Annotated in this window: 23 protein-coding genes; 4 read left to right on the forward strand and 19 right to left on the reverse strand. The window is 71.8% G+C overall.

What is annotated here, in order from left to right; translation table 11 throughout:
- Nucleotides 1-206 precede the first annotated feature (206 nt).
- A complete protein-coding gene (locus tag BLW09_RS12130) occupies nucleotides 207-2132 on the forward strand; it encodes a hypothetical protein (RefSeq protein ID WP_089912939.1) in 1926 nt (641 codons plus the stop codon).
- A 96-nt stretch (nucleotides 2133-2228) separates the two neighbouring features.
- On the opposite strand, the gene der is transcribed toward BLW09_RS12130, so the two are convergent.
- The 7 genes from der to BLW09_RS12165 form a co-directional block, all read right to left on the reverse strand.
- Entirely contained in the window at nucleotides 2229-3734 is a 1506-nt protein-coding gene (gene der, locus BLW09_RS12135; protein WP_089912942.1) for a ribosome biogenesis GTPase Der, read from the reverse strand.
- The gene (gene cmk, locus BLW09_RS12140) at nucleotides 3727-4398 is read right to left on the reverse strand and encodes a (d)CMP kinase (RefSeq protein WP_089912945.1); all 672 of its coding nucleotides are present in this window, start codon (nucleotides 4396-4398) and stop codon (nucleotides 3727-3729) included. Before cmk ends, der begins: the two co-directional genes overlap by 8 nt.
- Nucleotides 4395-5483 carry a prephenate dehydrogenase gene (locus tag BLW09_RS12145; protein ID WP_089912947.1) on the reverse strand — a complete coding sequence of 363 codons (1089 nt, stop codon included), beginning with the start codon at nucleotides 5481-5483 and terminating at the stop codon, nucleotides 4395-4397. Before BLW09_RS12145 ends, cmk begins: the two co-directional genes overlap by 4 nt.
- 260 nt (nucleotides 5484-5743) lie before the next feature.
- Nucleotides 5744-6508: a pseudouridine synthase gene (locus BLW09_RS12150; RefSeq protein WP_089912950.1), complete on the reverse strand. Its 765-nt coding sequence runs from the start codon at nucleotides 6506-6508 to the stop codon at nucleotides 5744-5746.
- Nucleotides 6498-7139: an SMC-Scp complex subunit ScpB gene (gene scpB, locus BLW09_RS12155; protein ID WP_089912952.1), complete on the reverse strand. Its 642-nt coding sequence runs from the start codon at nucleotides 7137-7139 to the stop codon at nucleotides 6498-6500. The genes BLW09_RS12150 and scpB overlap by 11 nt, the downstream gene beginning before the upstream one ends.
- On the reverse strand, nucleotides 7129-7962 hold the full coding sequence (locus BLW09_RS12160; RefSeq protein WP_089912955.1) for a segregation and condensation protein A: 834 nt from the start codon (nucleotides 7960-7962) through the stop codon (nucleotides 7129-7131). The genes scpB and BLW09_RS12160 overlap by 11 nt, the downstream gene beginning before the upstream one ends.
- Complete coding sequence (locus tag BLW09_RS12165) at nucleotides 7946-8845, reverse strand: ParA family protein (RefSeq protein WP_089912958.1); 900 nt, start codon at nucleotides 8843-8845, stop codon at nucleotides 7946-7948. The genes BLW09_RS12160 and BLW09_RS12165 overlap by 17 nt, the downstream gene beginning before the upstream one ends.
- Nucleotides 8846-8960: 115 nt before the next feature.
- Between BLW09_RS12165 and BLW09_RS12170 the strand changes: the two genes are divergently transcribed.
- Nucleotides 8961-9482, forward strand: a complete 522-nt coding sequence (locus BLW09_RS12170) for a GNAT family N-acetyltransferase (protein ID WP_218857180.1) — start codon at nucleotides 8961-8963, stop codon at nucleotides 9480-9482.
- Nucleotides 9483-9686: 204 nt separating this feature from the next.
- Here BLW09_RS12170 and xerD read toward each other — a convergent pair whose 3' ends face one another.
- The 8 genes from xerD to tyrS all read right to left on the reverse strand — a co-directional run bounded on the left by xerD (nucleotide 9687) and on the right by tyrS (nucleotide 18083).
- Nucleotides 9687-10592 (reverse strand): site-specific tyrosine recombinase XerD, encoded by a 906-nt coding sequence (xerD, locus tag BLW09_RS12175; RefSeq protein WP_089912964.1) that lies wholly within the window; start codon nucleotides 10590-10592, stop codon nucleotides 9687-9689.
- The gene (locus tag BLW09_RS12180; protein ID WP_089912967.1) at nucleotides 10589-11245 is read right to left on the reverse strand and encodes an NUDIX domain-containing protein; all 657 of its coding nucleotides are present in this window, start codon (nucleotides 11243-11245) and stop codon (nucleotides 10589-10591) included. Before BLW09_RS12180 ends, xerD begins: the two co-directional genes overlap by 4 nt.
- Nucleotides 11245-12972, reverse strand: coding sequence for a CTP synthase (locus tag BLW09_RS12185; protein ID WP_269457890.1), 1728 nt, complete (start codon nucleotides 12970-12972; stop codon nucleotides 11245-11247). Before BLW09_RS12185 ends, BLW09_RS12180 begins: the two co-directional genes overlap by 1 nt.
- A gap of 39 nt (nucleotides 12973-13011) precedes the next feature.
- Nucleotides 13012-14754: a DNA repair protein RecN gene (gene recN, locus BLW09_RS12190; protein ID WP_089912970.1), complete on the reverse strand. Its 1743-nt coding sequence runs from the start codon at nucleotides 14752-14754 to the stop codon at nucleotides 13012-13014.
- The gene (locus BLW09_RS12195; RefSeq protein WP_089912972.1) at nucleotides 14747-15664 is read right to left on the reverse strand and encodes an NAD kinase; all 918 of its coding nucleotides are present in this window, start codon (nucleotides 15662-15664) and stop codon (nucleotides 14747-14749) included. The genes recN and BLW09_RS12195 overlap by 8 nt, the downstream gene beginning before the upstream one ends.
- A gap of 98 nt (nucleotides 15665-15762) precedes the next feature.
- Complete coding sequence (locus BLW09_RS12200; RefSeq protein WP_089912974.1) at nucleotides 15763-16563, reverse strand: TlyA family RNA methyltransferase; 801 nt, start codon at nucleotides 16561-16563, stop codon at nucleotides 15763-15765.
- On the reverse strand, nucleotides 16550-16711 hold the full coding sequence (locus BLW09_RS19080) for a hypothetical protein (protein ID WP_172824205.1): 162 nt from the start codon (nucleotides 16709-16711) through the stop codon (nucleotides 16550-16552). The genes BLW09_RS12200 and BLW09_RS19080 overlap by 14 nt, the downstream gene beginning before the upstream one ends.
- 22 nt (nucleotides 16712-16733) lie before the next feature.
- Nucleotides 16734-18083 carry a tyrosine--tRNA ligase gene (gene tyrS, locus BLW09_RS12205; protein ID WP_089912977.1) on the reverse strand — a complete coding sequence of 450 codons (1350 nt, stop codon included), beginning with the start codon at nucleotides 18081-18083 and terminating at the stop codon, nucleotides 16734-16736.
- Nucleotides 18084-18238: 155 nt separating this feature from the next.
- Here tyrS and BLW09_RS12210 point away from each other — a divergent pair, with 155 nt between their 5' ends.
- Nucleotides 18239-18868: a DNA-binding protein gene (locus tag BLW09_RS12210; protein WP_089912980.1), complete on the forward strand. Its 630-nt coding sequence runs from the start codon at nucleotides 18239-18241 to the stop codon at nucleotides 18866-18868.
- Nucleotides 18865-19467, forward strand: coding sequence for a hypothetical protein (locus tag BLW09_RS12215; RefSeq protein ID WP_089912983.1), 603 nt, complete (start codon nucleotides 18865-18867; stop codon nucleotides 19465-19467). The genes BLW09_RS12210 and BLW09_RS12215 overlap by 4 nt, the downstream gene beginning before the upstream one ends.
- Before the next feature lie 22 nt (nucleotides 19468-19489).
- On the opposite strand, the gene BLW09_RS12220 is transcribed toward BLW09_RS12215, so the two are convergent.
- The 4 genes from BLW09_RS12220 to argF are packed head-to-tail and all read right to left on the reverse strand — an operon-like array spanning nucleotide 19490 to nucleotide 22638.
- On the reverse strand, nucleotides 19490-20119 hold the full coding sequence (locus BLW09_RS12220; protein WP_089912986.1) for a DNA-3-methyladenine glycosylase: 630 nt from the start codon (nucleotides 20117-20119) through the stop codon (nucleotides 19490-19492).
- A 1-nt stretch (nucleotide 20120) separates the two neighbouring features.
- Nucleotides 20121-20243, reverse strand: a complete 123-nt coding sequence (locus BLW09_RS19280; RefSeq protein WP_018190175.1) for a hypothetical protein — start codon at nucleotides 20241-20243, stop codon at nucleotides 20121-20123.
- Nucleotides 20243-21703, reverse strand: a complete 1461-nt coding sequence (argH, locus tag BLW09_RS12225; RefSeq protein WP_089912988.1) for an argininosuccinate lyase — start codon at nucleotides 21701-21703, stop codon at nucleotides 20243-20245. The genes BLW09_RS19280 and argH overlap by 1 nt, the downstream gene beginning before the upstream one ends.
- Entirely contained in the window at nucleotides 21700-22638 is a 939-nt protein-coding gene (argF, locus tag BLW09_RS12230) for an ornithine carbamoyltransferase (protein ID WP_089912990.1), read from the reverse strand. The genes argH and argF overlap by 4 nt, the downstream gene beginning before the upstream one ends.
- Between the last annotated feature and the right edge of the window lies 1 nt (nucleotide 22639).

The raw sequence follows: 22639 nt of genomic DNA on the forward strand, positions 1-22639 counted from the left end.
GTGGCTCCCGGTTGTCCACACTAGTGAGGACAAGCCGGGGTACAAATACCCCCCTTAGGGTCGCCCCTCCTTTGGGGTGGCCCGTCTGTCGTCTTTCTCAGAACGGGAGGGCGTGTCGCGCTTGCGCGGCATCGTTCCCATGCATATGCATCGACCCTCGGCGGGGTGTCGCAGGGGTGTCGGAGGGTGCGGTCTAGGCTGGCCGCATGCCGTCGCAGCCGTCACCGCAGCTGTGGCGGGGGCGCAGTCCGGCGGCCGCCGCCCTTCTCCTGGCGGGCCTGGTGGCCGGCGTCCCGGTGGCCCTGCTGCTCGGGATCCTGCTGGCGGCGCTCGGCCTGGTCGGCGGCGTCCTCGTCGCGATCGGCTGGCTGCTGTCCGTCGCGGCGGCCTGGGCCTGGTACGCGGTGCAGCGCGGGCGGCGCATCCCGTATCCGTTCGGCGCTCCGCCGCCGACGACCCGCCGCGCCAGGCGGATGGCCCTCAGCGGACTGTACCTGTCGCTCGTGCCCCGCACCGTCGGTGGCATCGCGCGGGTCGCGGGGTGGCTGCTCTCGCCGCTCGCCCTGCTCGTCTCGCTCGCCGGGCTGGCGCTGCCCCGCTGGCGGGCCAAGCCCTACCTCGCGGTGTTCACGCTGCCGTCGCTGCTGCGCAAGGTGGTGAACCTCGGCCGCAGGCGCGGGCTGCTGCGGGACGGGCACGACGCCGTCCTGACCGGCTACGACGACTTCCTCGGGCGGGCCTTCCCGCTCATCCGTGACGTGCTGGACTGGTGGAACGACCCGCTCGCCGGTGACGACTATGTGCCGACGCCGGGCCTTCCCGACGTGCCGGCCGGGCTGCTCGGCCTCCCGCTCGGCCCCTCCCCCGATCCGCTCGGGCAGCCCGGCATCGCGGCGGGCGCCATGCGCCGGCGGTCCATCCGCTCGCTGCGGGATGTGCTGCTCAGCCAGCGCGAGATCGACGACCTGTGCGACCCGGACCTCGACGACCGCGCCGACGTCGCCACGGTGCGGATCGTCGAGGTGCCGCCCTCCGCATCCACCGGCCGGCGCTGGATCGTGCAGTTCGCGAGCACCAAGTCCTGGCATCCGCGCGCCGGGGCAGCGCCCAACGACCTCACCGCCGATCTGCTCATCGGAGCCGGGGACGAGCCGACGATCACCCGGGCGTCGCTGACGGCGATGCGGGAGGCGGGCATCCGCCCGGGTGAGCCGATGCTGCTCGCCGGGTTCAGCCTGGGCGGGATGGTGGCCGCCCAGGTCGCCGCGTCGGCCGTCGCCGAGGGACTCGATGTCACGCACCTGCTGGTCGCAGGCTCGCCGCTCGGACGCATCGCCGTGCCGCCGACGGTCAGCGTGCTCGCGCTGGAGCACGTGCTCGACCCGGTCCCGCGGATCGAGGGGCGCGAGAACCCGCTCCGCACGGAATCCGGCGCCCCGTTCCTGACGGTGAAGGCGCGGCCGCCGCTCTCGCTCGGGTTCCGCATCGGAGCGCTGCATCAGTCGACCGCCTACGCGGACACGGCGGCGATGATCGAGGCGGACCCGCCGGATTCCTCGGTCGCCGCCCTGCTCGCCGGGCTGGCGCCGTTCTTCGCGCCGGGTCAGCGCATCCACGACCGCGCGGCGGTGCGGGCCGGCGGGCTGCCTCCGCGTCCGTCCGTTCCGCTGTACCTGCACAGCACGGTCGACGAGGGGATCACGCGCGGGACGCTGCGGCAGACGGTCAGGCGGCTACCTGGCGTGATCGCGGTCGACGTCTACCAGTCGCGCAGCGGGTTCGCGACGACGATCCTGTGGAACGCGGACATCCTGGCAAGGGAGCTCGACCCGTGGCTGGTCGCCGCGGGACGGACCGCGGTGTATCGCGGGCTGCTGTCGCTCCTGGCGCGGCGGAGGGCGGTCGGCATCCACCTGCGGCTGCAGGCGCGGTCGACGCCCGGGATCACGTGGGAGGCGACGGTGCAGCGGCTCTCGGACGGCCGCTGGCGCGAGTCCATCGACATCACACTCGACGACCGCGCGGACCCGGACACGGTGCGCCGGCTGTTCCCGGCCGGGACCGCGCCGGTCACGGTCGTCCACGACCCCGACGCCTTCGACCCCATCCTCGACGTCGCCCGCCAGCGCTGACGTCGACCCCGCTCCCGTCCAACCGTCGAGTCCGCACAAATTGCACGCTGCGGGGCAGTTCTGTGTGCAGTTTTTGCGTACTCGACGGGGGCGGGGCTAGCGCTTGCGCTTCTCGCGGACGCGCATGTTGAGGACGATCGGAGTGCCCTCGAAGCCGTAGACCTCGCGGAGGCGACGGATGATGTACCTCCGGTAGCCCGGGTCGAGGAACCCGGTCGTGAACACCACGAATGTCGGCGGGCGGCTCGACGCCTGCGTGCCGAACAGGATGCGCGGCTGCTTCCCGCCGCGGACCGGGTGCGGATGCGCGGCGGTGAGCTCGGCGAGGAACGCGTTGAACTTGCCGGTCGGGATGCGCGTGTCCCACGAGTCGAGCGCGAGCTCCAGGGCGGGGACGAGCTTCTCGAGGTGACGCCCGGTGCGCGCGGAGATGTTGACGCGCGGCGCCCAGGAGACGTGCGCGAGGTCCTGCTCGATCTCGCGCTCCAGGTAGCGGCGCCGGTCGTCGTCCAAGAGGTCCCACTTGTTGAACGCGAGCACGAGCGCGCGGCCCGACTCGAGCACGAGGTCGATGATCCGGACGTCCTGCTCACTGATCGGCTCGCTGACGTCGAGGACGACCACGGCGACCTCCGCCTTCTCCAGCGCGGTGGAGGTGCGGAGCGACGCGTAGAAGTCGGCGCCCTGCTGCAGGTGGACGCGGCGGCGGATGCCGGCCGTGTCGACGAACCGCCAGATGCGGCCGCCGAGCTCGACCTGCTCGTCCACCGGGTCGCGGGTGGTGCCCGCGAGCTCGTTGACGACCACGCGCTCTTCTCCGGCCGCCTTGTTGAGCAGCGACGACTTGCCGACGTTCGGGCGGCCCAGGATGGCCACTCGGCGCGGGCCGCCGACCTCCTGCTTCGCGACCGCAGACACCTCGGGCAGCGCCTTCAGGAGCTCGTCCAGCAGGTCGGCGACACCGCGGCCGTGCAGTGCGGAGACGGGATGCGGCTCGCCGAGCCCCAGCGACCACAGCTCGGTCGCGTACGGCTCCTGGCGCGCGTCGTCGACCTTGTTCGCAGCGAGGAACACGGGCTTCTTGGTCTTGCGGAGCAGGCGCACGACGTGCTCGTCGGTCGAGGTGGCGCCGACCGTCGCATCCACGACGAAGAGAACGGCGTCGGCGAGGTCGATGGCGACCTCGGCCTGCGCGGCGACGGACGCGTCGATCCCGCGGGCGTCGGGCTCCCATCCACCGGTGTCCACCAGGGTGAACCGGCGTCCGTTCCACTCGGCCTGGTACGACACACGGTCGCGGGTCACGCCGGGGGTGTCCTCGACGACGGCCTCGCGGCGGCCGAGGATGCGGTTCACGAGCGCGGACTTGCCGACGTTCGGCCGCCCGACGATCGCGAGCACCGGAAGGGCCGGGAGGTAGGTGATGCCGTCGACGTCCTCGCCGGCGACCTCGAGGATGTCGAGGTCGCTCTCGTCGAGCTCGTACTCCTCGAGACCGCTGCGCAGCGCGTTGGCGCGCTGGACGGCGAGTTCCTCGTCGAGCGCGGAAAGCCGGGTGACGAGGTCGTCGTCGCCGGTCGGCTCGTTTTCGATGTCAGACATGGGCTGCTTTCTGTACGACCTGGATGACCGCGTCGACGGTCTGGTCGAAGTCGAGGTCGGTGGAGTCGACGGTGGTCACACCGTCCGCGGCGTTCATGAAGTCGACGACACGGGCGTCGGCCTCGTCGCGTCTCCGGAGTGCCTCGCCGACGTGGGCGGCGGAATGGCCGGCCAGCTCGGCGGAACGCCTGGCCATTCTAACGGCTTCGTCGGCGGTCAGCAGGATGCGCACCGGCGCATCCGGGCAGACCACCGTCGTGATGTCGCGCCCCTCGACGACGATGCCGTCGCGGTCGGTCCTCCGGATGATGTCGCGGAACAGCCCGGTGAGGAACGCCCGCACCTCCGGGACGCGGGCGATCGCGCTGACGACGGCGGTCACCTCCGGGGTCCGGATCGCCTCGGTCACGTCGGTGTCGCCCACGTACACGTGGGAGGTGGCGGGGTCGGTGCCGATCCGGTAGTCGAAGTCGGGGAGCGCGTCGATCACCGCCGCGGCATCGGTCGGGTCGACCTGCCGCTCCACGATGTACCAGCTGAGGGCACGGTACGCGGCGCCGGTGTCGAGGTAGGCCCAGCCGAGCCGCCGGGCGGCCGCCTTGCTCACGCTCGACTTGCCGCTGCCGGCCGGTCCGTCGACCGCGACCACGATCGTCTCGGTCATCCGGTGATCCTCCATCCACGTTCGGTCAGGTCTTCCACGGTGCGGTGCAGCACCTCGGGCAGCACGGCGATGTCGGCGAGGCCGAAGGCGGCGCCGGGCGAGTGCTCCAGGCGCAGGTCCTCCATGTTGACGCCGAGGTCGCCGAGCTCGTGCAGCAGGCGGGCGAGCTCGCCCGGGCGGTCCTCCACCATCACCACGAAGCGCGAATATTTCCGGTCCTGGCCGTGCTTGCCCGGGAGCCGGGACACCCCGATGTTGCCGCCGGCGATCTCCTCCGCGATGGTGCGGCGGGCTCCGGCGGCGTCGACGTCGCCGAGGGCGACCAGCACGCGGTCGAGGTCGTCGCGGTAGGCGCGCAGGATCTCGACGATGGCGGGCGCGTTCGCGCCGAGGATCTGCACCCACAGTTCCGGCTCGCTGGCGGCGATGCGGGTGACGTCGCGGACGCCCTGACCCGCGAGGGCGAGCGCCGTGTCCGGCGAGTCCGCCAGGCGCTTCGCCATGAGGGACGAGACGAGCTGCGGAGCGTGCGAGACGAGTGCGACGGCGGCGTCGTGCTCGGCCGCATCCATCTCGACGGGCGTGGCGCCGAGGTCGAGGATGAGCGCTTCGACGAGGCTGACGGCCGCCCGCGGATTCTCGGGCCGAGCGGCCACGACCCAGGGCCGCCCGATGAACAGGTCGGCGCGCGCCGACGATGGGCCGCCGCGCTCGCGCCCGGCCAGCGGGTGGCCTCCGACGTAGCGCGCCAGGTCCACCCCGGCGGCCTGCAGCTCGGAGAGTGGAGCGACCTTCACGCTCGCGACGTCGGTGACGATGGCGTCGGGATGCGCGGCCAGCTCGTCCGCGACGACGGTCCCGGTGAGGTCCGGCGGCACCGCGACCACGATGAGCGACGGCTCCGCTCCCCCGTCGTCGAGCCGGCCCGCCCCATAGTCCGCCGCCAGCCGCAGGTGCGCGGGCGACGCATCGGCGAGCAGCACGTCGACGCCCCGGGCGCGCAGCCCGAGTCCGACGGAGGCGCCGAGCAGCCCCGCGCCGACGACGCGGACGGGGCCGGAGAGGCGGGCGGAGATGTCAGTCACCCGTCCACCTTAGCCAGCGCGTGCCGCCCGTTTTCGCACTCGATCGGTCTGGGAGGAGGCTCCGGCGATATCCGTCGCGGATACCCTCCGTTTCCGGCGTGCCCCCGGCGCGCCGCAGGAGGATTCCTCCCTTCGCCGCAGCCGAGACGGATGCGCGCGAAAGGAGGAGTCCCACGGCGACACGCCAACGACGTGCAAGTAACGGAGGTCGCTGCAGCGCGCACCCGCCGAACGTCCTCCGATTCCGCGGCGGCCGTCCGCTACGAGCCGGACGGCCGGTTCTCGCGCGAGATCGTCAGCAACCGGCCGAGCTCCGCCGCGGTCAGGTCGCGCAGCTGTCCGGACTTCAGCGTCCCGAGGTGCAGCGGGCCGAACTGGCGGCGCACCAGTTCGATGACGGGATGCCCGACCTCGGCGAGCATCCGCCGCACGATGCGGTTGCGGCCGGAGTGCAGGGTGATCTCCACCAGCGAGTCGTCGCCGCGGGGGTTCGACTGGAGCAGCTTGGCCTTGTCCGCGGCGATCGGCCCGTCCTCCAGCTCGACCCCCTTCGTCAGCCGGCCGATGGTCTGGGGCGTGACGACGCCGCGCACGCGCGCGATGTACGTCTTGGTGACACCGAACGACGGATGTGCGAGCACGTGCGCCAGCTCGCCGTCGTTGGTGAGGATGAGCAGGCCGGAGGTCTCCGCATCCAGCCGCCCGACGTTGAACAGCCGCTCCGGATAGTCCGCGGTGAAACGCGACAGGTCGGGCCTGCCCTGCTCGTCGCGCATCGAGCTGACGACGCCGACCGGCTTGTTGAGCATCACGTAGCGGCGGGAGGTGTCCAGCTGGACCGCCGTGCCGTCGACCGCCACCTGGTCCACCAGCGGGTCGACGCGCGTCCCGAGCTCGCGGACGACCGTCCCGTTGACCGTCACGCGGCCCGCCACGATCATGTCCTCCGATACCCGGCGCGACGCGACGCCGGCGGCCGCCATCACTTTCTGCAGGCGCTCGCCCTGCGCGGAATCAGCGGACATCGCCCTCGAACCCGTCCGCACCGTCGGCGAGCAGCGGCGAGATCTTCGGCAGCTCGTCGATGGAGTTGATGCCCAGCTGGCTGAGCAGCAGGTCGGTGGTGCCGTAGTTGATGGCGCCGGTCTCGCTGTCGGTGAACAGCTCGGTGATGAGGCCGCGGCCGAGCAGCGTGCGCACCACCGAGTCCACGTTCACGGCCCGGATGGAGGCGATGGCGCCGCGGCTGATCGGCTGCTTGTACGCGATCACCGCCAGGGTCTCGAGCGCCGCCTGGGAGAGCTTGGTCGGGTTCTGCTGCAGCACGTAGTCGGCGACGACGTGGTCGAACTCCTCGCGGACGTAGATGCGCCATCCCCCGCCCACCTCGCGCAGCTCGAAGCCGCGGCGGACGCCGCCGCCCTCTCCGTCGAAGTCGGCCACGATGGCGGCCAGGGCAGCGCGGACGCGCTTCACCGGTGCTCCGACGGCCGTCGCGAGCGTGACGACGCTCATCGGCTCGTCGGCCACCATCAGGATCGCCTCGAGCGCCCGCTCGATCTGCGCGTCCTCGACCGGCGCGGGGACCTCCGTCGTGTCGGTCACCTCGGTGGCCTCTCCGACCTCCGTGGCCTCGGCCGTGTTCTCAACCGTCATAGTCGGCTCCCAGATTCGACAGGTTCTCTTCCGACCAGTGCTCGGCCGTCCATCTCAGTGTCAGCTCGCCCAGCGGCTCCAGCTGCTCGAAGGCGATCGCCGCCCGCCGGTACAGCTCCAGCACCGCCAGGAACCGCGCGACGACGACCCCCTTCTGTTCGGCGCCGGCCACCAGCTGCCGGAAGCTCATCGGCTCGCCGCGGCGCAGCATCCCGACGACGACGGCGGCCTGCTCGCGGATGCTGACGAGCGGAGCGTGCAGGTGGTCGAGCCCGACGACGGGGACCTCGCGCGGCGTCATCGCGAGGGTGGCGAGAGCAGCGAAGTCGTCGAGGCTCAGCGTCCACACCAGTTCCGGAGTGCGCTGGCGGAACTTGTCCTCCAGGCGCACCAGCCGGGCATGACGGGCGCCCTCGGCCTCGAGCTGCTGGGCGAACCAGGCGGACGCCTCTTTGAAGGCGCGGTACTGCAGCAGCCGGGCGAACAGGAGATCCCTCGCCTCGAGCAGGGCGACGTCCTCCGCATCCACCAGCTCCCCCTGCGGCAGCAGCCCGGCCACCTTCAGGTCGAGCAGGGTCGCGGCGACGAGGAGGAACTCGCTGGCCTCGTCGAGGCTCTCGTCGGTGTCGAGCTGGCGGAGGTACGCGATGAACTCGTCGGTCACCCGGCTGAGCGAGATCTCGGTGATGTCGAGCTCGTGCTTGGTGATGAGCGAGAGCAGCAGGTCGAACGGGCCCTCGAAGTCGCCGAGGGAGACGCGGAATCCTGCGGACTCGGCCTGCGCCTCGTTCTCGGGCTCGGTGATCTCAGGCGACGGCGCCACGGAACACCAGTTCCCGCGCCAGCTGGCGGTACGCCTCCGCCGCCTGGTGCTCGGGCGCGAACTGCGTGATCGGGGTGGCCGCGACCGAGGCGTCCGGGAACTTCACGGTGCGCGAGATGACCGTCTCGAGGACGCGGTCGCCGAACGCGTCGACGACGCGCTCCAGCACCTCGCGCGAGTGCAGCGTGCGAGAGTCGTACATGGTGGCGAGGATGCCGTCCAGCTCGATCGCGGGGTTCAGCCGCTCGCGCACCTTGTCGATGGTCTCGATGAGCAGCGCGACGCCGCGCAGGGCGAAGTACTCGCATTCGAGCGGGATGAGGACGCCGTGGCTGGCGGTGAGGGCGTTGACGGTGAGGATGCCGAGCGACGGCTGGCAGTCGACCAGGATCACGTCGTAGTCGTTCGCGACCTTGCGCAGCACGCCGGCGAGGATCTGCTCACGGGCGACCTCGTTGACGAGGTGCACCTCGGCCGCGGACAGGTCGATGTTGGCCGGGATGATGTCGAGCCCGGGCGTCGACGTGGTCTGGATCGCGCCGTGCACGTCCGCGTTGCGGTTCAGCAGCAGGTCGTAGATGGTCGTCGCGTCGTGGGTGTGCGCTCCGAGACCCGCGGACAGCGCGCCCTGCGGGTCGAAGTCGACCGCGAGGACGCGGCGGCCGTACTCGGCGAGCGATGCGCCCAGGTTGATGCTGGTCGTCGTCTTGCCGACCCCGCCCTTCTGATTGCACAGGGCGATGATCTTCGCGGGGCCGTGCTGCTTGAGCGGAGCGGGCACCGGGAACGCACGGAGCGGCCGACCGGTGGGTCCGGGCTTCGGGGCGATGGATGCGGCATCCATGCCCGGCAGCTCGGTCTCGACCTCGTCGTTGCGCGTCACCTGGGTGTTCCTCGTCCCTCTCGTTGCCGGTCTTTCAAGGGGACAGTCTATCCGCGCCGTGCCCCGCTTGCGGGGCGCGCGCCCGGCGGTTCGGTACGCTGGCGGCGTGCAGCCGATGCCGTCCGCTCTCGAGACTCCGCGCCTGCGTCTGCGCCCGCGCGACGGGCGCGACGCCGAGTGGAACCTGGCGCTGCTCGCCGAGCATCCCCTCGGCCGGGCGGCGGGGTCGCTGGAGGACGAGCGGGAGCGGCTGGACGCACAGCGCGCGATGTTCGACGAACTCGGGTTCGGGCTGTATGCGATCGAGCTCGCTTCGACGGGTGAAGCGGTCGGGTACTGCGGGCTCGTGGTCGGACGGGCCAGCGCATCCCAGCCGGAGATCGCCTACGAGCTGCTGCGCGGCCATGTCGGGCACGGCTACGCGACCGAGGCCGCGGCTGCCGTCGCGGACGCGGCGTTCGACGCGGCGTTCCCGGCCCTGTGGGCGACGGTGGCGACGTGGAACGCGCCCTCGTTCGGTGTGCTCGCGAAGCTCGGCTTCGGCGGGACGCGCCGCGCCGGTCTCGACGGCGGCAACGTCTACGTCTGGCTGCACCGCCGCGCCCCCCGCCGCCGCCACCGCGTTTCGCCCGCCTGACGTTCGGCCGCGCGCCGCCATTCGTCACGAATCGCGACCATTCGTCACGAATCGCGACCATTCGTCACGAATCGCATCCATTCGTGACGAATCGGGCCTTTCCTGAATCAGGGGGGGCCGGCGATTCGTGACGAATCGCGGCGATTCGGCACGAATGGATGCGGTTCGGCGCGAATCGCGGGCCCGCGTGCGCACAGTCGCGGGTCAGCGGGCGCGCGGGTGGGAGGCGGTGTAGACGTCGCGCAGGGTGTCCGCGGTGACCAGCGTGTAGATCTGCGTCGTCGCGACGGACGAGTGGCCCAGCAGCTCCTGCACGACACGCACATCCGCTCCCCCGGCGAGCAGGTGGGTGGCGAACGAGTGCCGCAGGGTGTGCGGCGAGATCTCCTGGTCGAGCTTCGCGCGCTCGGCGGCCGCCCGGATGATGAGCCAGACGTTCTGGCGCGACAGCCGCGCGCCGCGCATGCCGAGGAAGAGCGCCGGCGTCGCCCGTCCCTTCGACGAGAGCACCGGCCGGGCGCGCACCAGGTACGAGGAGAGGGCGGCTTGCGCGTAGCCGCCCAGCGGCACGATGCGCTGCTTGCTGCCCTTGCCGGTCAGGCGCACGACGTCGGTGTCGATGACGTCGTCGACGTTGAGTCCGACGGCCTCGCTGACCCGGGCGCCCGTCGCGTACATCAGCTCGAGGAGCGCTTTGTCTCGCAGCGCGGCGACGTCGTCGCCGTCCGTGGCGGCGAGCAGCGCCGCCACCTGGTCGACGGTGATCGCCTTCGGGAGCCGGCTCGGGAGCTTGGGCGGCCGCAGGTCGCGCGCGGCGTCGGCCGGCACGCGCCCCTCCTCGAGCAGGAACCGGTGGAATCCGCGGACCGTGGACAGCATCCGGGCGAGGGATGACGCCGTCAGCGGCGACTCCTCCCGCGTGCCGAGGTGCACGGCGAAGGCCGACAGGGTGGCCGGGGTGACGACCGCGACATCCCCGATCCCCTGCTCCTCCAGCCAGGACGCGTACACGGCCAGGTCGCGCCGGTAGGCGGCGACCGTGTTCGCCGAGAGGCCGCGCTCGATGGCGACATGCCTCAGGAAGGCGTCGACATCGGCCGCGACGGTCATCTCGACAGCTTGGGGTGGCTCGGCCAGGGTTCGTCCGCCGAGCCGAGCGTCGTCCATCCGCCGTCGCGCGCCGTGCGGGCGGTGAGCAGCGCGATGATCAGCGGGGCGTTGTGCACCCGGCGCTGCAGCACCGCATCGACGGCCTCGTCGAGGGGCACCCAGCGCACCTCGATGTCGGCCTCCTCGGCCTCGCGTGCGAACGCGGTCCCGGTCGAGTGGATGCCGCGCGCCAGGTAGATGCGGATGGCCTCGTCGTTGCCGCCGGGGCTCGTGAACACGTCGGCGAGCACGTTCCACTCGTCCGCCCGGAGGTCCGCCTCCTCGCCCAGCTCGCGCTGCGCGGCCGACAGCGGGCTCTCCCCCGTCATGTCCAGCAGCCCGGCCGGGATCTCCCAGTCGCGATGGCGCACCGGGTGCCGGTACTGCCGGATCAGCAGCACGCGGCCGTCGTCGTCCAGAGCGAGGACGGCGACGGCTCCGGTGTGGTCCACGTACTCCCGGGTGATCTCGTCGCCGTTGTACAGGAAGACGTCGCGGCGGACGTTCCAGATCGCGCCGTCGAACACCGTCTCCGACGACACGATCTCCGGACGGAACGGCTGGTCGTTCAGGTCGGCGGCCGTGATCTCCGCGGTCCCGGTGTCCTCCGCCATCAGGCTTCGGCGACCATCTCGGCGTCCGCCTCAGCGACCTCGAACAGGAGGCTGGCCTTCTGGCGGTCGAGGGCGGCTCCGACGAGCCCGGCGAAGAGCGGGTGCGCGCGGTTCGGGCGCGAGCGGAGCTCGGGGTGCGCCTGCGTGCCGACATAGAACGGGTGAACGTCGCGCGGCAGCTCGACGTACTCCACCAGGTGGCCGTCCGGCGAGGTTCCGGAGAACCAGAGGCCGGCGTCGGCGATCTGCTCGCGGTAGTTGTTGTTCACCTCGTAGCGGTGCCGGTGACGCTCCGACGCCTCGTTCGAGCCGTACAGCTCGGAGACCAGGGAGCCATCGGCGAGCGTCGCCGGGTAGAGGCCGAGGCGCATCGTGCCACCGAGGTCGCCCCCGGCGATGATGTCGACCTGCTCCGCCATCGTCGCGATCACCGGGAACTCGGTGTCCGGGTCGAACTCGGACGAGGACGCGCCGCCGAGGCCGGCCTCGTGCCGCGCGTACTCGATGACCATGCACTGCAGGCCGAGGCAGAGGCCGAGCGCGGGGATGCCGTTCTCGCGGGCGAAGCGGAGCGCGCCGACCTTGCCCTCGATGCCGCGCACGCCGAAGCCGCCGGGCACGCAGATCGCATCCACATCCGACAGCTGCGCTGCTGCGCCCTCCGGCGTCTGGCACTCGTCGGAGGCGATCCACTTCAGCTTCACCTTGGTGCGGTGGGCGAAGCCGCCGGCGCGGAGGGCCTCGGTGACGGAGAGGTAGGCGTCCGGCAGATCGATGTACTTGCCGACCAGGCCGATGGTGACCTCGTGCTTCGGGTCGTGCACCGACTCCAGCAGGCGCGCCCAGCCGTCCCAGTCGACGTCGCCGGCCTTGTCGAGGCCGAGCTGGTCGATGATGTACGCGTCGAGCCCCTGCTCGTGGAGCATGGTCGGGATGTCGTAGATGCTCGGGACGTCGACGGCGTTCACGACGGCCTGCTCGTCCACGTCGCACATCAGCGCGATCTTGCGCTTGTTGCCGTCGGAGACCGGGCGGTCGCTGCGGAGCACGAGCGCGTCCGGCTGGATGCCGATGGAGCGGAGCGCGGCGACCGAGTGCTGCGTCGGCTTGGTCTTCTGCTCGCCGGACGCGTTCATGAACGGGACCAGCGAGACGTGCACGAAGAAGCAGTTCTTGCGCCCGAGCTCGTGGCGCACCTGGCGGGCCGACTCGATGAACGGCTGCGACTCGATGTCGCCGACGGTGCCGCCGATCTCGGTGATGATGACGTCGGGGGCGGGCTCGCCGTCCGGTCCGGGCTGCGCCTGCAGCCGCATCCGGCGCTTGATCTCGTCGGTGATGTGCGGGATGACCTGGACGGTGTCGCCGAGGTACTCGCCTCGCCGCTCCTTCGCGATGACGTTGGAGTAGATCTGCCCGGTGGTGACGTTGGCCGACTGGCCGAGGTTGATGTCGAGGAAGCGCTCGTAGTGCCCGATGTCGAGGTCGGTCTCTGCGCCGTCGTCGGTCACGAACACCTCGCCGTGCTGGAACGGGTTCATCGTGCCAGGGTCGACGTTGAGGTAGGGGTCGAGCTTCTGCATGACGACGCGCAGTCCGCGGGCCGTCAGGAGGTTGCCGAGAGAGGCGGCCGTGAGGCCCTTGCCCAACGAAGAAACGACACCACCTGTCACGAAGATGTGCTTGGTAGTGCCGTTCTGAGTGCCCGCGTCTGAATAATCCACCACGGGCTTATAGCCTATCACCCGCTGGGGGCCCGGCTGACCTCAGCGGCGCGCGGCCGACGCCATGTCGACCAGCTCGCGGGCGTGGGCGAGACCGCTCTCGGAGTCCGGGAGGCCGGAGAGCAGGCGCGCCATCTCTGCGATGCGCTCGTCGCCGTCGAGACGGCGGACGGAGGACGCGGTCACGGCGCCATCGCTGCCTTTGACCACGGTGAGGTGGTTGCCGGCGAACGCGGCGACCTGGGCCAGGTGCGTGACGACGATGACCTGCGCTGTCTCGGCCAGCCGCGCCAGCCGGCGCCCGATCTCGATGGCCGAAGCACCCCCGACGCCGGCGTCGACCTCGTCGAAGATGAAGGTGGGAACGGGGTCGCTGCCCGCGATGACGACCTCGATGGCCAGCATCACGCGCGACAGCTCGCCGCCGGACGCGCCCTTTCCGAGCGGGCGGGGCTCGGCGCCGGGATGCGGCTGAAGCAGGATGGCGACCTGGTCGCGGCCGCTCGCGGTGTAGGTCTGCGGGTCGGCGTCGTCGCGCTGCGTCACCTCGACGACGATGCGGGCGTCCGGCATCGCCAGCGCGGAGAGCTCGTCGGTGACCGCCGCCGACAGGCGGGCGGCGGCCTCGGTCCGCTCGGCGCTCAGTGCAGCGGCGAGTTCGGCCACCAGGGCCTCGTCCGCCTCGACCTCCTGCGTCAGCTCGCCGATGCGGTCGGCGTCGCCGTCGAGCTCCAGCAGGCGGAGGCTGCCCGTCTCGAGCGTGCGGATGACGTCGTCGAGCGTCGGACCGTACTTGCGGATGAGGATCGCCAGCTCCGAGCGGCGCTCCTGCACCACCTCCAGCTCGTGGGCGCCGTCGGCGTCGAGCGTCGCGAGATAGGTCGACAGCTGGGCGGCGATGTCGGAGATCAGGTACGTGGCCTCTGCGACCGACTCGGACAGGGGCTGGAGCGCGCTGTCGTGCGGCGCGACCCGCTCGAGCTGACGGCGGGCGTTGTCCAGCAGGCCCAGGGCGTCCGTGCCCTCCGACTCCTCGGCGCTCAGGAGTTCTCGCGCTGCGGCCGCGGCGAGCCGGAGGTCTTCGAGGTTGGTGAGCCGCTCTGCGCGCTCGGCCAGTTCGTCGTCCTCGCCCGGCTGCGGCGCGACCGACTCGATCTCGGCCATCGCGACCCGCAGATCCTCCGCTTCGCGCGCGCGGCGGTCCTGATCGGCGATCAGCTCGTCGAGCTCGGCGCGGTTGTCGCGCCACCGGTGGAAGACCTGCTCGTACGTGCCGAGCTGCTCGGCGAATTGCGGGCCGGCGAAGCGGTCGAGGGCGGCGCGCTGCGCGATCGCCGATCGCAGCCGGATCTGGTCGGACTGGCCGTGGACGACGACGAGCTGCTCGCCGAGCTCGGTCAGCACCGAGACGGGCGCACTCCGCCCGCCGACCACGGCGCGCGAACGACCCTCGGCGGACACGGAGCGGCTCAGCACCAGCTCCGCCTCCTCCGCATCGATCGGGTCGACGTCGCCGCCGGCGTCGCGCACGCGCGAGACGACGTCGCCGGCCGATGGCACGCGCCAGCGGCCCTCGACCCACGCCTGCGAACTGCCGAGGCGGACCGCCCCGGTGTCTGCGCGCTCGCCGAGCAGCAGGCCGAGCGCCGACACCACCATGGTCTTGCCCGCGCCGGTCTCCCCGGTGATCGCCGTGAAGCCGGCACCGAGCGGGAGGGAGGCGTCCGCGATGACGCCCAGGTCTTTGATCGAGATCTCCTCGATGCCGCCGCGCGCGTCAGTCACGACCGACCGGCCCCCTCCAACCCGTCACGGGGAGGTCGAACTTGTGCACGAGGCGGTCGGTGAACGGCCCCGGGTGGAGGCGCGCCAGCCGCACCGGGATGGGCGAGCGCCGGACGACGACGCGCGCGCCCGGCGGGAGGTCGAAGGGACGACGGCCGTCGCACCACAGGATGCCGGCGCCGCCCGCGCGATCGAGCAGCTCGACCGCGAGGGAGGAGTCCGCATCCACCACGAGAGGCCGGGAGAACAGGGCGTGCGCGCTCAGCGGCACGAGGAGCAGAGCGGCGACCCCGGGCCAGACGACCGGCCCGCCCGCCGAGAACGAGTACGCCGTCGAACCGGTGGGCGTCGACATCACGACCCCGTCGCAGCCGAAGCTCGACATCGGACGGCCGTCGACCTCGATCACGACCTCGAGCATCCGCTCGCGACTGGCCTTCTCGACCGTGGCCTCGTTGAGGGCCCAGCTCTCGTAGACGACCTCGCGGCCGACCTTGACGCGCGCCGACAGCGTCATGCGCTCCTCGACCTCGTAGTCCTTCTCGAGCCCGCGGGCGACCGCGGTCTCGAGGTCGTCGCGCTCGCTCTCGGCGAGGAAGCCGACGTGCCCCAGGTTCACGCCGAGCAGCGGGGCCGAGCACCCGCGCACCAGCTCGGCAGCACGGAGGATCGTGCCGTCGCCTCCGAGGACGATGACGAGCTCGAGGTCGCTCGGCGCGACATCGTCGCCGAGCACGGCGACCGCATCGAGCGACGGATCGGCCTCCAGCAGATCTCGTCGCTCATCGGCGCTCAGCACCGGGACGACGCCCGCGTCGAGCAGCTGCCGGGACACCCGGACACCCGCCTCGAGGGAGTCCTGACGACCGGTGTGCGCGACGACGAGGATGTACCGCGTCGCTGCACCCATCAGTGTCACGTTCCCTCCTGTCGAAAGCCGTCCTCCCATTCTGTCTGTTTTCACGCGGAGGGCGAGGCCACGCGGCCAGGTTTGTGGAGAACGTTCACCTAGCGCGAAAGCCGGACGACCTCGTCGCGGAGGCCGGAGGGGTCCGGAGCACCCACGCGGAACCAGACCAGGAACTCGCGGTTGCCGTGTCCTCCGGCGATCGGCGACGGGATGAGGCCCGCCGTCCCGAGGCCGAGGTCGTGCGCAGCCCACAGCACATCGGACACCGCGTCGGCCCGCAAGCCGGCATCCCGGACGACGCCCTCGCGGACACCCTGACGCCCGACCTCGAACTGCGGCTTGATGAGCAGCACGAAGTCCGCACCGCGGACGGCGGTGGCCACGAGCGCGGGAAGGACCTGCGTGAGCGAGATGAAGGACAGGTCGGCGACGACCAGCTCGGGGCGCGCATCGTCCCCGGTCAGGCCGGCGAGCACCTCGGGGGTGAGCGACCGGACGTTGACCCCCTCGTACGACTCCAGCCGTTCCTCCCGCGCCAGGGCGGGCGAGAGCTGGCCGTGTCCGACATCGACGGCGATCACGCGGGCGGCCCCGCGCTCCAGGAGCACCTGACTGAAACCGCCGGTGGACGCACCGGCGTCGAGCACGACCCGACCGGACGGGTCCACCCCGAACCCGTCCAGGGCGGCGATCAGCTTGTGCGCGCCGCGGCTGACGTACTGGTCGGCGCCGGCGACCACGAGCTCCTGCCCGTCGCCGACCTTCGCGGCCGCACGGACCACCGGCTGCCCGTCGACCGTGACCAGCCCCTCCGCGATCAGCGCGGCCGCGTGCGATCGCGAGCGGGCGAGGCCGCGTTCGGCCAGAGCGACGTCGAGTCTGCGGTCAGCCCCGGCCATGGTCGTCGTCGCCCTCCAGGGTGCGTCGGAGCTGCTCGTGGAGCTGTGCGTAGGCGTCGGCCCGCACGGCCAGCGGCTGCTCCTCGATCACATCCAGCCGGTCGACGAGGCCGTCCTGGTCGGCCGATCCCTGCGGTTCATCGGACATGGCTCAACCGTACGTCAGAGGCTCACGCGACGAAGACACCGGCGAGCGTCTTCTTCCCGCGTCGCAGCACGACCATGTCGCCGGGCAGCACCGAGGAGCCAATCGGCTGCTCCGCATCCTCGACCTTCCCGTTGTTGACGTAGACGCCGCCCTGGGCGACCGCACGCCGGGCTTCGCCGAGGCTCGACGTCAAGCCGGTGTCGACGAGCGCCTGCGCGACCGTCGTCGACGGCTCGGTGGTGGTCGTGTTGGGGAGCTCGCGCAGCGCAGCCTCCAGCGTCGCCGGGTCGAGGTCGGCGAGGTCGCCCTGGCCGAAGAGGGCCTGGGAGGCCGCGATCGCCGCCTCGGTCGCCGCGACGCCGTGGACGAGCGCCGTCACCTCGAAGGCCAGCCGGCGCTGCGCCTCGCGCTTGAACGGCTCGTCGGCGACCTTCTGAGCCAGCTCCTCGATCTCGGCCCGCGTGAGGAAGGTGAAGATCTTCAGCCGGTCGATCACGTCGTCGTCGTCGGTGTTCAGCCAGAACTGGTACATGGCGTACGGCGTCGTCAGCGCCGGGTCAAGCCAGACCGCGTTGCCCTCGCTCTTGCCGAACTTCGTGCCGTCGCTGTTGGTGATCAGCGGCGTCCCGATGGCGTGGACGTGGGCGCCCTCGACCTTGCGGATGAGCTCGGTCCCGCTGGTCAGGTTGCCCCACTGGTCGCTGCCGCCGGTCTGGAGGATGCAGCCGTACTGGCGGTAGAGCTCGAGGAAGTCCATCCCCTGCAGGATCTGGTAGCTGAACTCGGTGTACGAGATGCCCTCGTCGGAGTTGAGGCGCGCGGCCACCGCATCCTTCTTGAGCATGGTGCCGACCCGGAAGTGCTTTCCGATCTCGCGCAGGAAGTCGATCGCCGACATCGGCGCGGTCCAGTCGAGGTTGTTCACGAGCCGGACGGCGTTCTCGCCGTCGTCCGAGAGGAAGCGGGTGACCTGCGCCTGCAGGTAGCCGACCCACTCGGCGACGGTCTCCTTGGTGTTGAGCGTGCGCTCGGCGGTCGGGCGGGGGTCGCCGATCAGCCCGGTGGAGCCGCCGACCAGTCCGAGCGGCCGGTGGCCGGCGAGCTGGAGGCGGCGCATGGTGAGCAGCTGCACCAGGTTGCCGAGGTGAAGGCTCGGAGCGGTCGGGTCGAAGCCGCAGTAGTAGGTGATCGGGTCGCCGGCCAGGAGCTCCTTGAGGGCGGCCTCATCCGTCGACACGTGGATGAGTCCGCGCCACTTCAGCTCGTCCCAGACGTCGTCGAAGGACGCGTCGTTGGTCTGCGCGGCGAGGCCGTGCGCACGGAGGTCGCGTGCGCTGGTGCTCGGGTCGCGGGAGAGGGCGGTTTCTGACACCCGTTCAGGCTATCAGCGGGTCTCCGGCCCGGTGGGGCGCGGGGCCGGAGCGGAACCGGAGCAGGATCAGGGCCACAGGCCTGATCACCTAGACATCAGGCTCAGAGACCTGATACGGTTGGCATCAGGCCCACAGCCCTGATGGAGGAGCTCGCATGTTCGTGATCACCGCCGACCAGGTCGACAGCCGGCGCCGCGCCGACATCGTCGCCCCGGCACTCGAGGCGATCCGCGACCGCTACGGCGAGCGCCTCGCCCTGCCGCCCGACCGCAACGCCGGGGACGAACTGCAGGCGCTGACGGCCGATCCCGCCACCGCCCTCGACCTCGTCCTCCACCTCACCCGCGAGGGCGCGTGGAGCGTGGGGCTCGGCCTCGGCGACGTTCGCCTGCCGCTCCCGGAGAGCACCCGAGAGGCCACCGGCGACGCCTTCATCGCGGCGCGCACCGCCGTCACGCGTGCCAAGCGCTCCCCGGCGCGGTTCGCCGTCGAGGCCGTCGCCGCCGAGGAGCCGGCGGCGGACGCGGAGGCGCTGCTCGTCCTGCTGCTGACCATCCGCGAGGGCCGGACGGCCGCCGGCTGGGAGCTCTACGACCTCGTCTCGTCCGGCCTGACCCAGGCCGAGGCCGGCGCGCGCCTCGGCATCACCCCGCAGTCGGCCAGCGATCGCGCGCGGGCCGGGGCGATCCGCGCCGAGCTGGCGGCGATCCCCGCGCTGACTAGGCTGTTGGCACGTGCCGACGCGGCCCAGGCCGATCGGCGGACACCCGAGGAGGACGCATGACGACGTGGCCGCCGGTTCCCGTGCTGCTGAACCAGGTGGCGCCGCACGCGCTCTGGGTGCTCGCGCTCCTCCTGCTGCTCGCCGCCCTCGGCTGCATCGTCGCCACCCTGCGGACGCCGCGCCGCCCCCTGGTCTATTGCGCGACCGGATTGCTGGCCGCTTCTCTCGTGGTCGTCCTCATCCCGGCGCAGCACGCCCCCTTCGCGCTGCGCCTGCTGATCGGCGCCGCCGCCCTCGCCCTCGCCGTCCTCGGCGGCTGGCCGGTCTCCCAGCTCGTTCTGGCCCTGGCGACGCGGAGCACGACCGAGCCGAGCGCGCACGGCGGCATCCTGGTCCGGGCGATGACGCCCGAAGGCGAGACCACCCGCGAGGTGCTCCGCGGCGGGACCACCATCGGCCTGCTGGAGCGGCTGGCCGCCGCCGGCACGATCATGGCCGGCTTCCCGGAGGGGCTGGCCGTCCTGGTCGCCATCAAGGGCGTCGGCCGGTTCACGGAGCTCGAGGAGGCCGAGGCGCGTGAGCGGTTCATCATCGGCACCCTGACGAGCATCATCTGGGCGTGCGCCTGCGCGGCCGTCTTCCGGATCGTCGCGGGCTGACGCCGGCCCGGACGCCATCCGCTCAGTCGTCCGACCGGGGATGCCGCTTGTACGGCGACACGGTCGGATCGCCGGTCAGCCAGTAGCGCCAGGGATAGGCCGCCCCGCCGCCCGCGCCCGACACCCCGGTCCGCGGCCCGGTGGAGTACTCCGCCTGCTCCGTCGGCAGCAGCAGCTCGAACGGCGGGAGGAAGAGATCCGCGCCGTCGTCGGCGAGGCTCATGCCCGCGGCGACGACCAGCCTCGCCGGCCCGCGCGCGAGGTCGCGATGCGGGATGGTGCGGCCGCTCGTCCCGATGCGCCGCAGTTCGGCGAGATCCTCCCCCTCGACGACCTCGGCCGCTCGCAGCAGCACAGCGGACGCCTCCCCCTCCGGTGAACAGACGATGTTCGCGCACACGTGCATCCCGTAGGTGAAGTACGCGTAGAGATGACCGGGCGGCCCGTACATGACCGCGTTCCGCCGGGTGCGGCCGCGGAAGGCGTGCGACCCGGGGTCGAGGCCGTCGCCGATGTACGCCTCGACCTCCGTGATCCGCAGCCCCACCGTGCCCTCGGGCGTCTCGTGCCGGAGCACGGCGCCGAGGAGCCGGGGCGCGACCTCGAGCGACGACGCCAGGAAGACGTCGCGCCCCGGGCGGTACAGCGTCACGTCAGAAGATCCGGCCGCCCGCGGCGACGGCGACGACCAGGCCGATCACGATGACCGCGACGGCCAGCACCACGACGGCCGGGATGATCCACGGCCGCTTCCGCTCCGGTTCGAAACGCGCCATCAGACCAGGTCCCTTCTGGATGCGCGGAGGGCCAGCGCGGCCTTCCTCACGTGATCGGTGAGCGCCGCGAGCTGCTCGGCGACCCGGTCAGGGGCCGTCCCGCCGACGCCGTCGCGGCTGGCGACGGACCCCTCCACCGAGAGCACCGTGCGCACCTCGGGAGTGAGCAGCGGCGAGATCGCCGCCAGCTGCTCGTCGTCGACCTCGTGCAGCTCCAGTCCGTTCTCCTCGGCGAAGCGCACCAGGCTGCCGCTCAGCTCGTGCGCGGTCCGGAACGGGACGTGCTGCTTCACGAGCCACTCCGCGACGTCGGTCGCGAGCGAGAAGCCCTGGGGAGCGAGCTCCGCCATCCGGTCGGTGTGGAAGCGCAGGGTCGCGACCATGCCGGTGAACGCGGGCAGCACCGTCTCGAGCGTCCGCACCGAGTCGAACACCGGCTCCTTGTCCTCCTGCAGGTCGCGGTTGTACGCGAGCGGCAGGCCCTTCAGCGTGGTCAGCAGGCCCGTGGCGTTGCCGATGAGCCGGCCGGCCTTGCCGCGCGCGAGCTCCGCGATGTCCGGGTTCTTCTTCTGGGGCATGATCGACGAGCCCGTCGAGTAGGCGTCGTCGAGGGTGACGAACCCGAACTCCCGGGTGTTCCAGAGGATGATCTCCTCGGCGAACCGCGAGAGGTCGACGCCGATCTGGGCGGCGACGAACGCGAACTCGGCCACCACATCCCGGGCGGCGGTGCCGTCGATCGAGTTCTCGGAGCTGCGGGCGAACCCGAGCTCCCGGGCGACGAGAAGCGGGTCGAGCCCGAGCGTCGAGCCGGCGAGCGCCCCCGATCCGTACGGCGAGACGTCCGCCCGGCGGTCCCAGTCGGCCAGGCGGTCCAGGTCGCGCACCAGGGGCCAGCAGTGCGCGAGCAGGTGGTGGGCGAGCAGGACGGGCTGGGCGTGCTGGAGGTGCGTGCGCCCCGGGAGCACGGCGGCGGGATGCGCGTCCGCCTGGGAGGCGATCGCGTCGATCAGGGCGATGAGCTGCTCGGCGATGACACCCGCGTGGTCACGGAGGTACATCCGCACCAGCGTGGCGATCTGGTCGTTGCGGCTGCGGCCGGCACGCAGCTTTCCGCCGATCTCCGCCCCCGCCCGCTCGATCAGGCCGCGCTCGAGGGCGCCGTGAACGTCCTCGTCGGTCTCGGCCGCCACGAACGCGCCGGAGGCGACATCCCGGTCGAGCTTGTCGAGGGCGGCCAGCATGCCGTCGAGCTCCTCCGGCGTGAGGTATCCCGCCGCGGCGAGCGCGCGGGCGTGCGCGCGGGATCCGGCGATGTCGTACGCCGCGAGCTCCCAGTCGAAGTGCGTCGACTTGCTCAGCGCGGCGAGTTCTGGCGACGGCCCGCCGGCGAAGCGCGCGCCCCAGAGCGAGCCCTCCCCGGTCCGGCCGACTCCGCCGGTCTGCTCCGTGTCGCTCATGCCGCGGCCTCCTCGTTCTTGGCGAGCAGCCAGGCGAGCAGCGCCTTCTGCGCGTGCAGGCGGTTCTCGGCCTCGTCCCAGATCACGGACTGCGGACCGTCGAGCACGTCGGCGGTCACCTCGTAGCCGCGGTAGGCGGGCAGGCAGTGCAGGAACACGGCGTCCGGGGCGGCGAGCCCCATGAGGCGCGCGTCGACCGTGTAGTCGCCGAACACGGCGACGCGCTCGGCCTTCTCGTCCTCCTTTCCCATCGACACCCAGGTGTCGGTGACCATGACATCCGCGCCGGCCGCCGCTTCGGCCGGGTCGGTCAGCATCGTGACCGAGCCGCCGGTGCGCTCGGCGATCGCACGCGCGTCGGCGACGATGGCCGCGGCGGGCGCGTAGCCGGCCGGAGCCGCGATGCGGACGTGCATGCCCGCCGTCGCCCCGCCCAGCAGGTACGAGTGCGCCATGTTGTTCGCGCCGTCGCCGAAGTAGCTCATGACGAGGCCTTCCGTGCGGCCCTTGTGCTCGCGCACGGTCAGCAGGTCGGCGAGGATCTGGCACGGGTGGAAGTCGTCCGACAGCGCGTTGACCACGGGAACCCGCGTCCCTTCGGCCATCTCCTCCAGCCCCGCCTGCGCGTAGGTGCGCCAGACGATCGCCGCGACCATGCGCTCCAGCACCCGGGCGGTGTCGGCGAGCGACTCCTTGCCGCCGAGCTGGCTCTCTCCGCTCTGGATGATCAGCGGGCTGCCGCCGAGGTCTGCGATGCCGACGGAGAACGAGACGCGGGTGCGCGTGGAGGTCTTGTCGAAGATCACGGCGACGGTCTGCGGGCCGGCGAGCGGCTTCGCCGAGAACCGGTCGCGCTTCAGCTCGGCCGCGAGGTCCAGGATCTCCGCCTGCTCGGCGGGCGTGATGTCGTCGTCACGGAGGAAGTGCCGGGTCATG

Origin of the sequence: Leifsonia sp. 21MFCrub1.1, from assembly GCF_900107895.1 — a bacterium.
Lineage (GTDB): Bacteria > Actinomycetota > Actinomycetes > Actinomycetales > Microbacteriaceae > Leifsonia > Leifsonia soli.

Bases quoted from the DNA above. Each gene is read 5' to 3' on its own strand.
- BLW09_RS12130 (WP_089912939.1), top strand. From the start codon at position 207: ATGCCGTCGCAGCCGTCACCGCAGCTGTGGCGGGGGCGCAGTCCGGCG.
- der (WP_089912942.1), bottom strand. From the start codon at position 3,734: ATGTCTGACATCGAAAACGAGCCGACCGGCGACGACGACCTCGTCACC.
- cmk (WP_089912945.1), bottom strand. From the start codon at position 4,398: ATGACCGAGACGATCGTGGTCGCGGTCGACGGACCGGCCGGCAGCGGC.
- BLW09_RS12150 (WP_089912950.1), bottom strand. From the start codon at position 6,508: ATGTCCGCTGATTCCGCGCAGGGCGAGCGCCTGCAGAAAGTGATGGCG.
- scpB (WP_089912952.1), bottom strand. From the start codon at position 7,139: ATGACGGTTGAGAACACGGCCGAGGCCACGGAGGTCGGAGAGGCCACC.
- BLW09_RS12170 (WP_218857180.1), top strand. From the start codon at position 8,961: ATGCCGTCCGCTCTCGAGACTCCGCGCCTGCGTCTGCGCCCGCGCGAC.
- xerD (WP_089912964.1), bottom strand. From the start codon at position 10,592: ATGACCGTCGCGGCCGATGTCGACGCCTTCCTGAGGCATGTCGCCATC.
- BLW09_RS12180 (WP_089912967.1), bottom strand. From the start codon at position 11,245: ATGGCGGAGGACACCGGGACCGCGGAGATCACGGCCGCCGACCTGAAC.
- BLW09_RS12195 (WP_089912972.1), bottom strand. From the start codon at position 15,664: ATGGGTGCAGCGACGCGGTACATCCTCGTCGTCGCGCACACCGGTCGT.
- BLW09_RS12200 (WP_089912974.1), bottom strand. From the start codon at position 16,563: ATGGCCGGGGCTGACCGCAGACTCGACGTCGCTCTGGCCGAACGCGGC.
- BLW09_RS19080 (WP_172824205.1), bottom strand. From the start codon at position 16,711: ATGTCCGATGAACCGCAGGGATCGGCCGACCAGGACGGCCTCGTCGAC.
- BLW09_RS12210 (WP_089912980.1), top strand. From the start codon at position 18,239: ATGTTCGTGATCACCGCCGACCAGGTCGACAGCCGGCGCCGCGCCGAC.
- BLW09_RS12215 (WP_089912983.1), top strand. From the start codon at position 18,865: ATGACGACGTGGCCGCCGGTTCCCGTGCTGCTGAACCAGGTGGCGCCG.
- BLW09_RS19280 (WP_018190175.1), bottom strand. From the start codon at position 20,243: ATGGCGCGTTTCGAACCGGAGCGGAAGCGGCCGTGGATCATCCCGGCC.
- argH (WP_089912988.1), bottom strand. From the start codon at position 21,703: ATGAGCGACACGGAGCAGACCGGCGGAGTCGGCCGGACCGGGGAGGGC.
- argF (WP_089912990.1), bottom strand. From the start codon at position 22,638: ATGACCCGGCACTTCCTCCGTGACGACGACATCACGCCCGCCGAGCAG.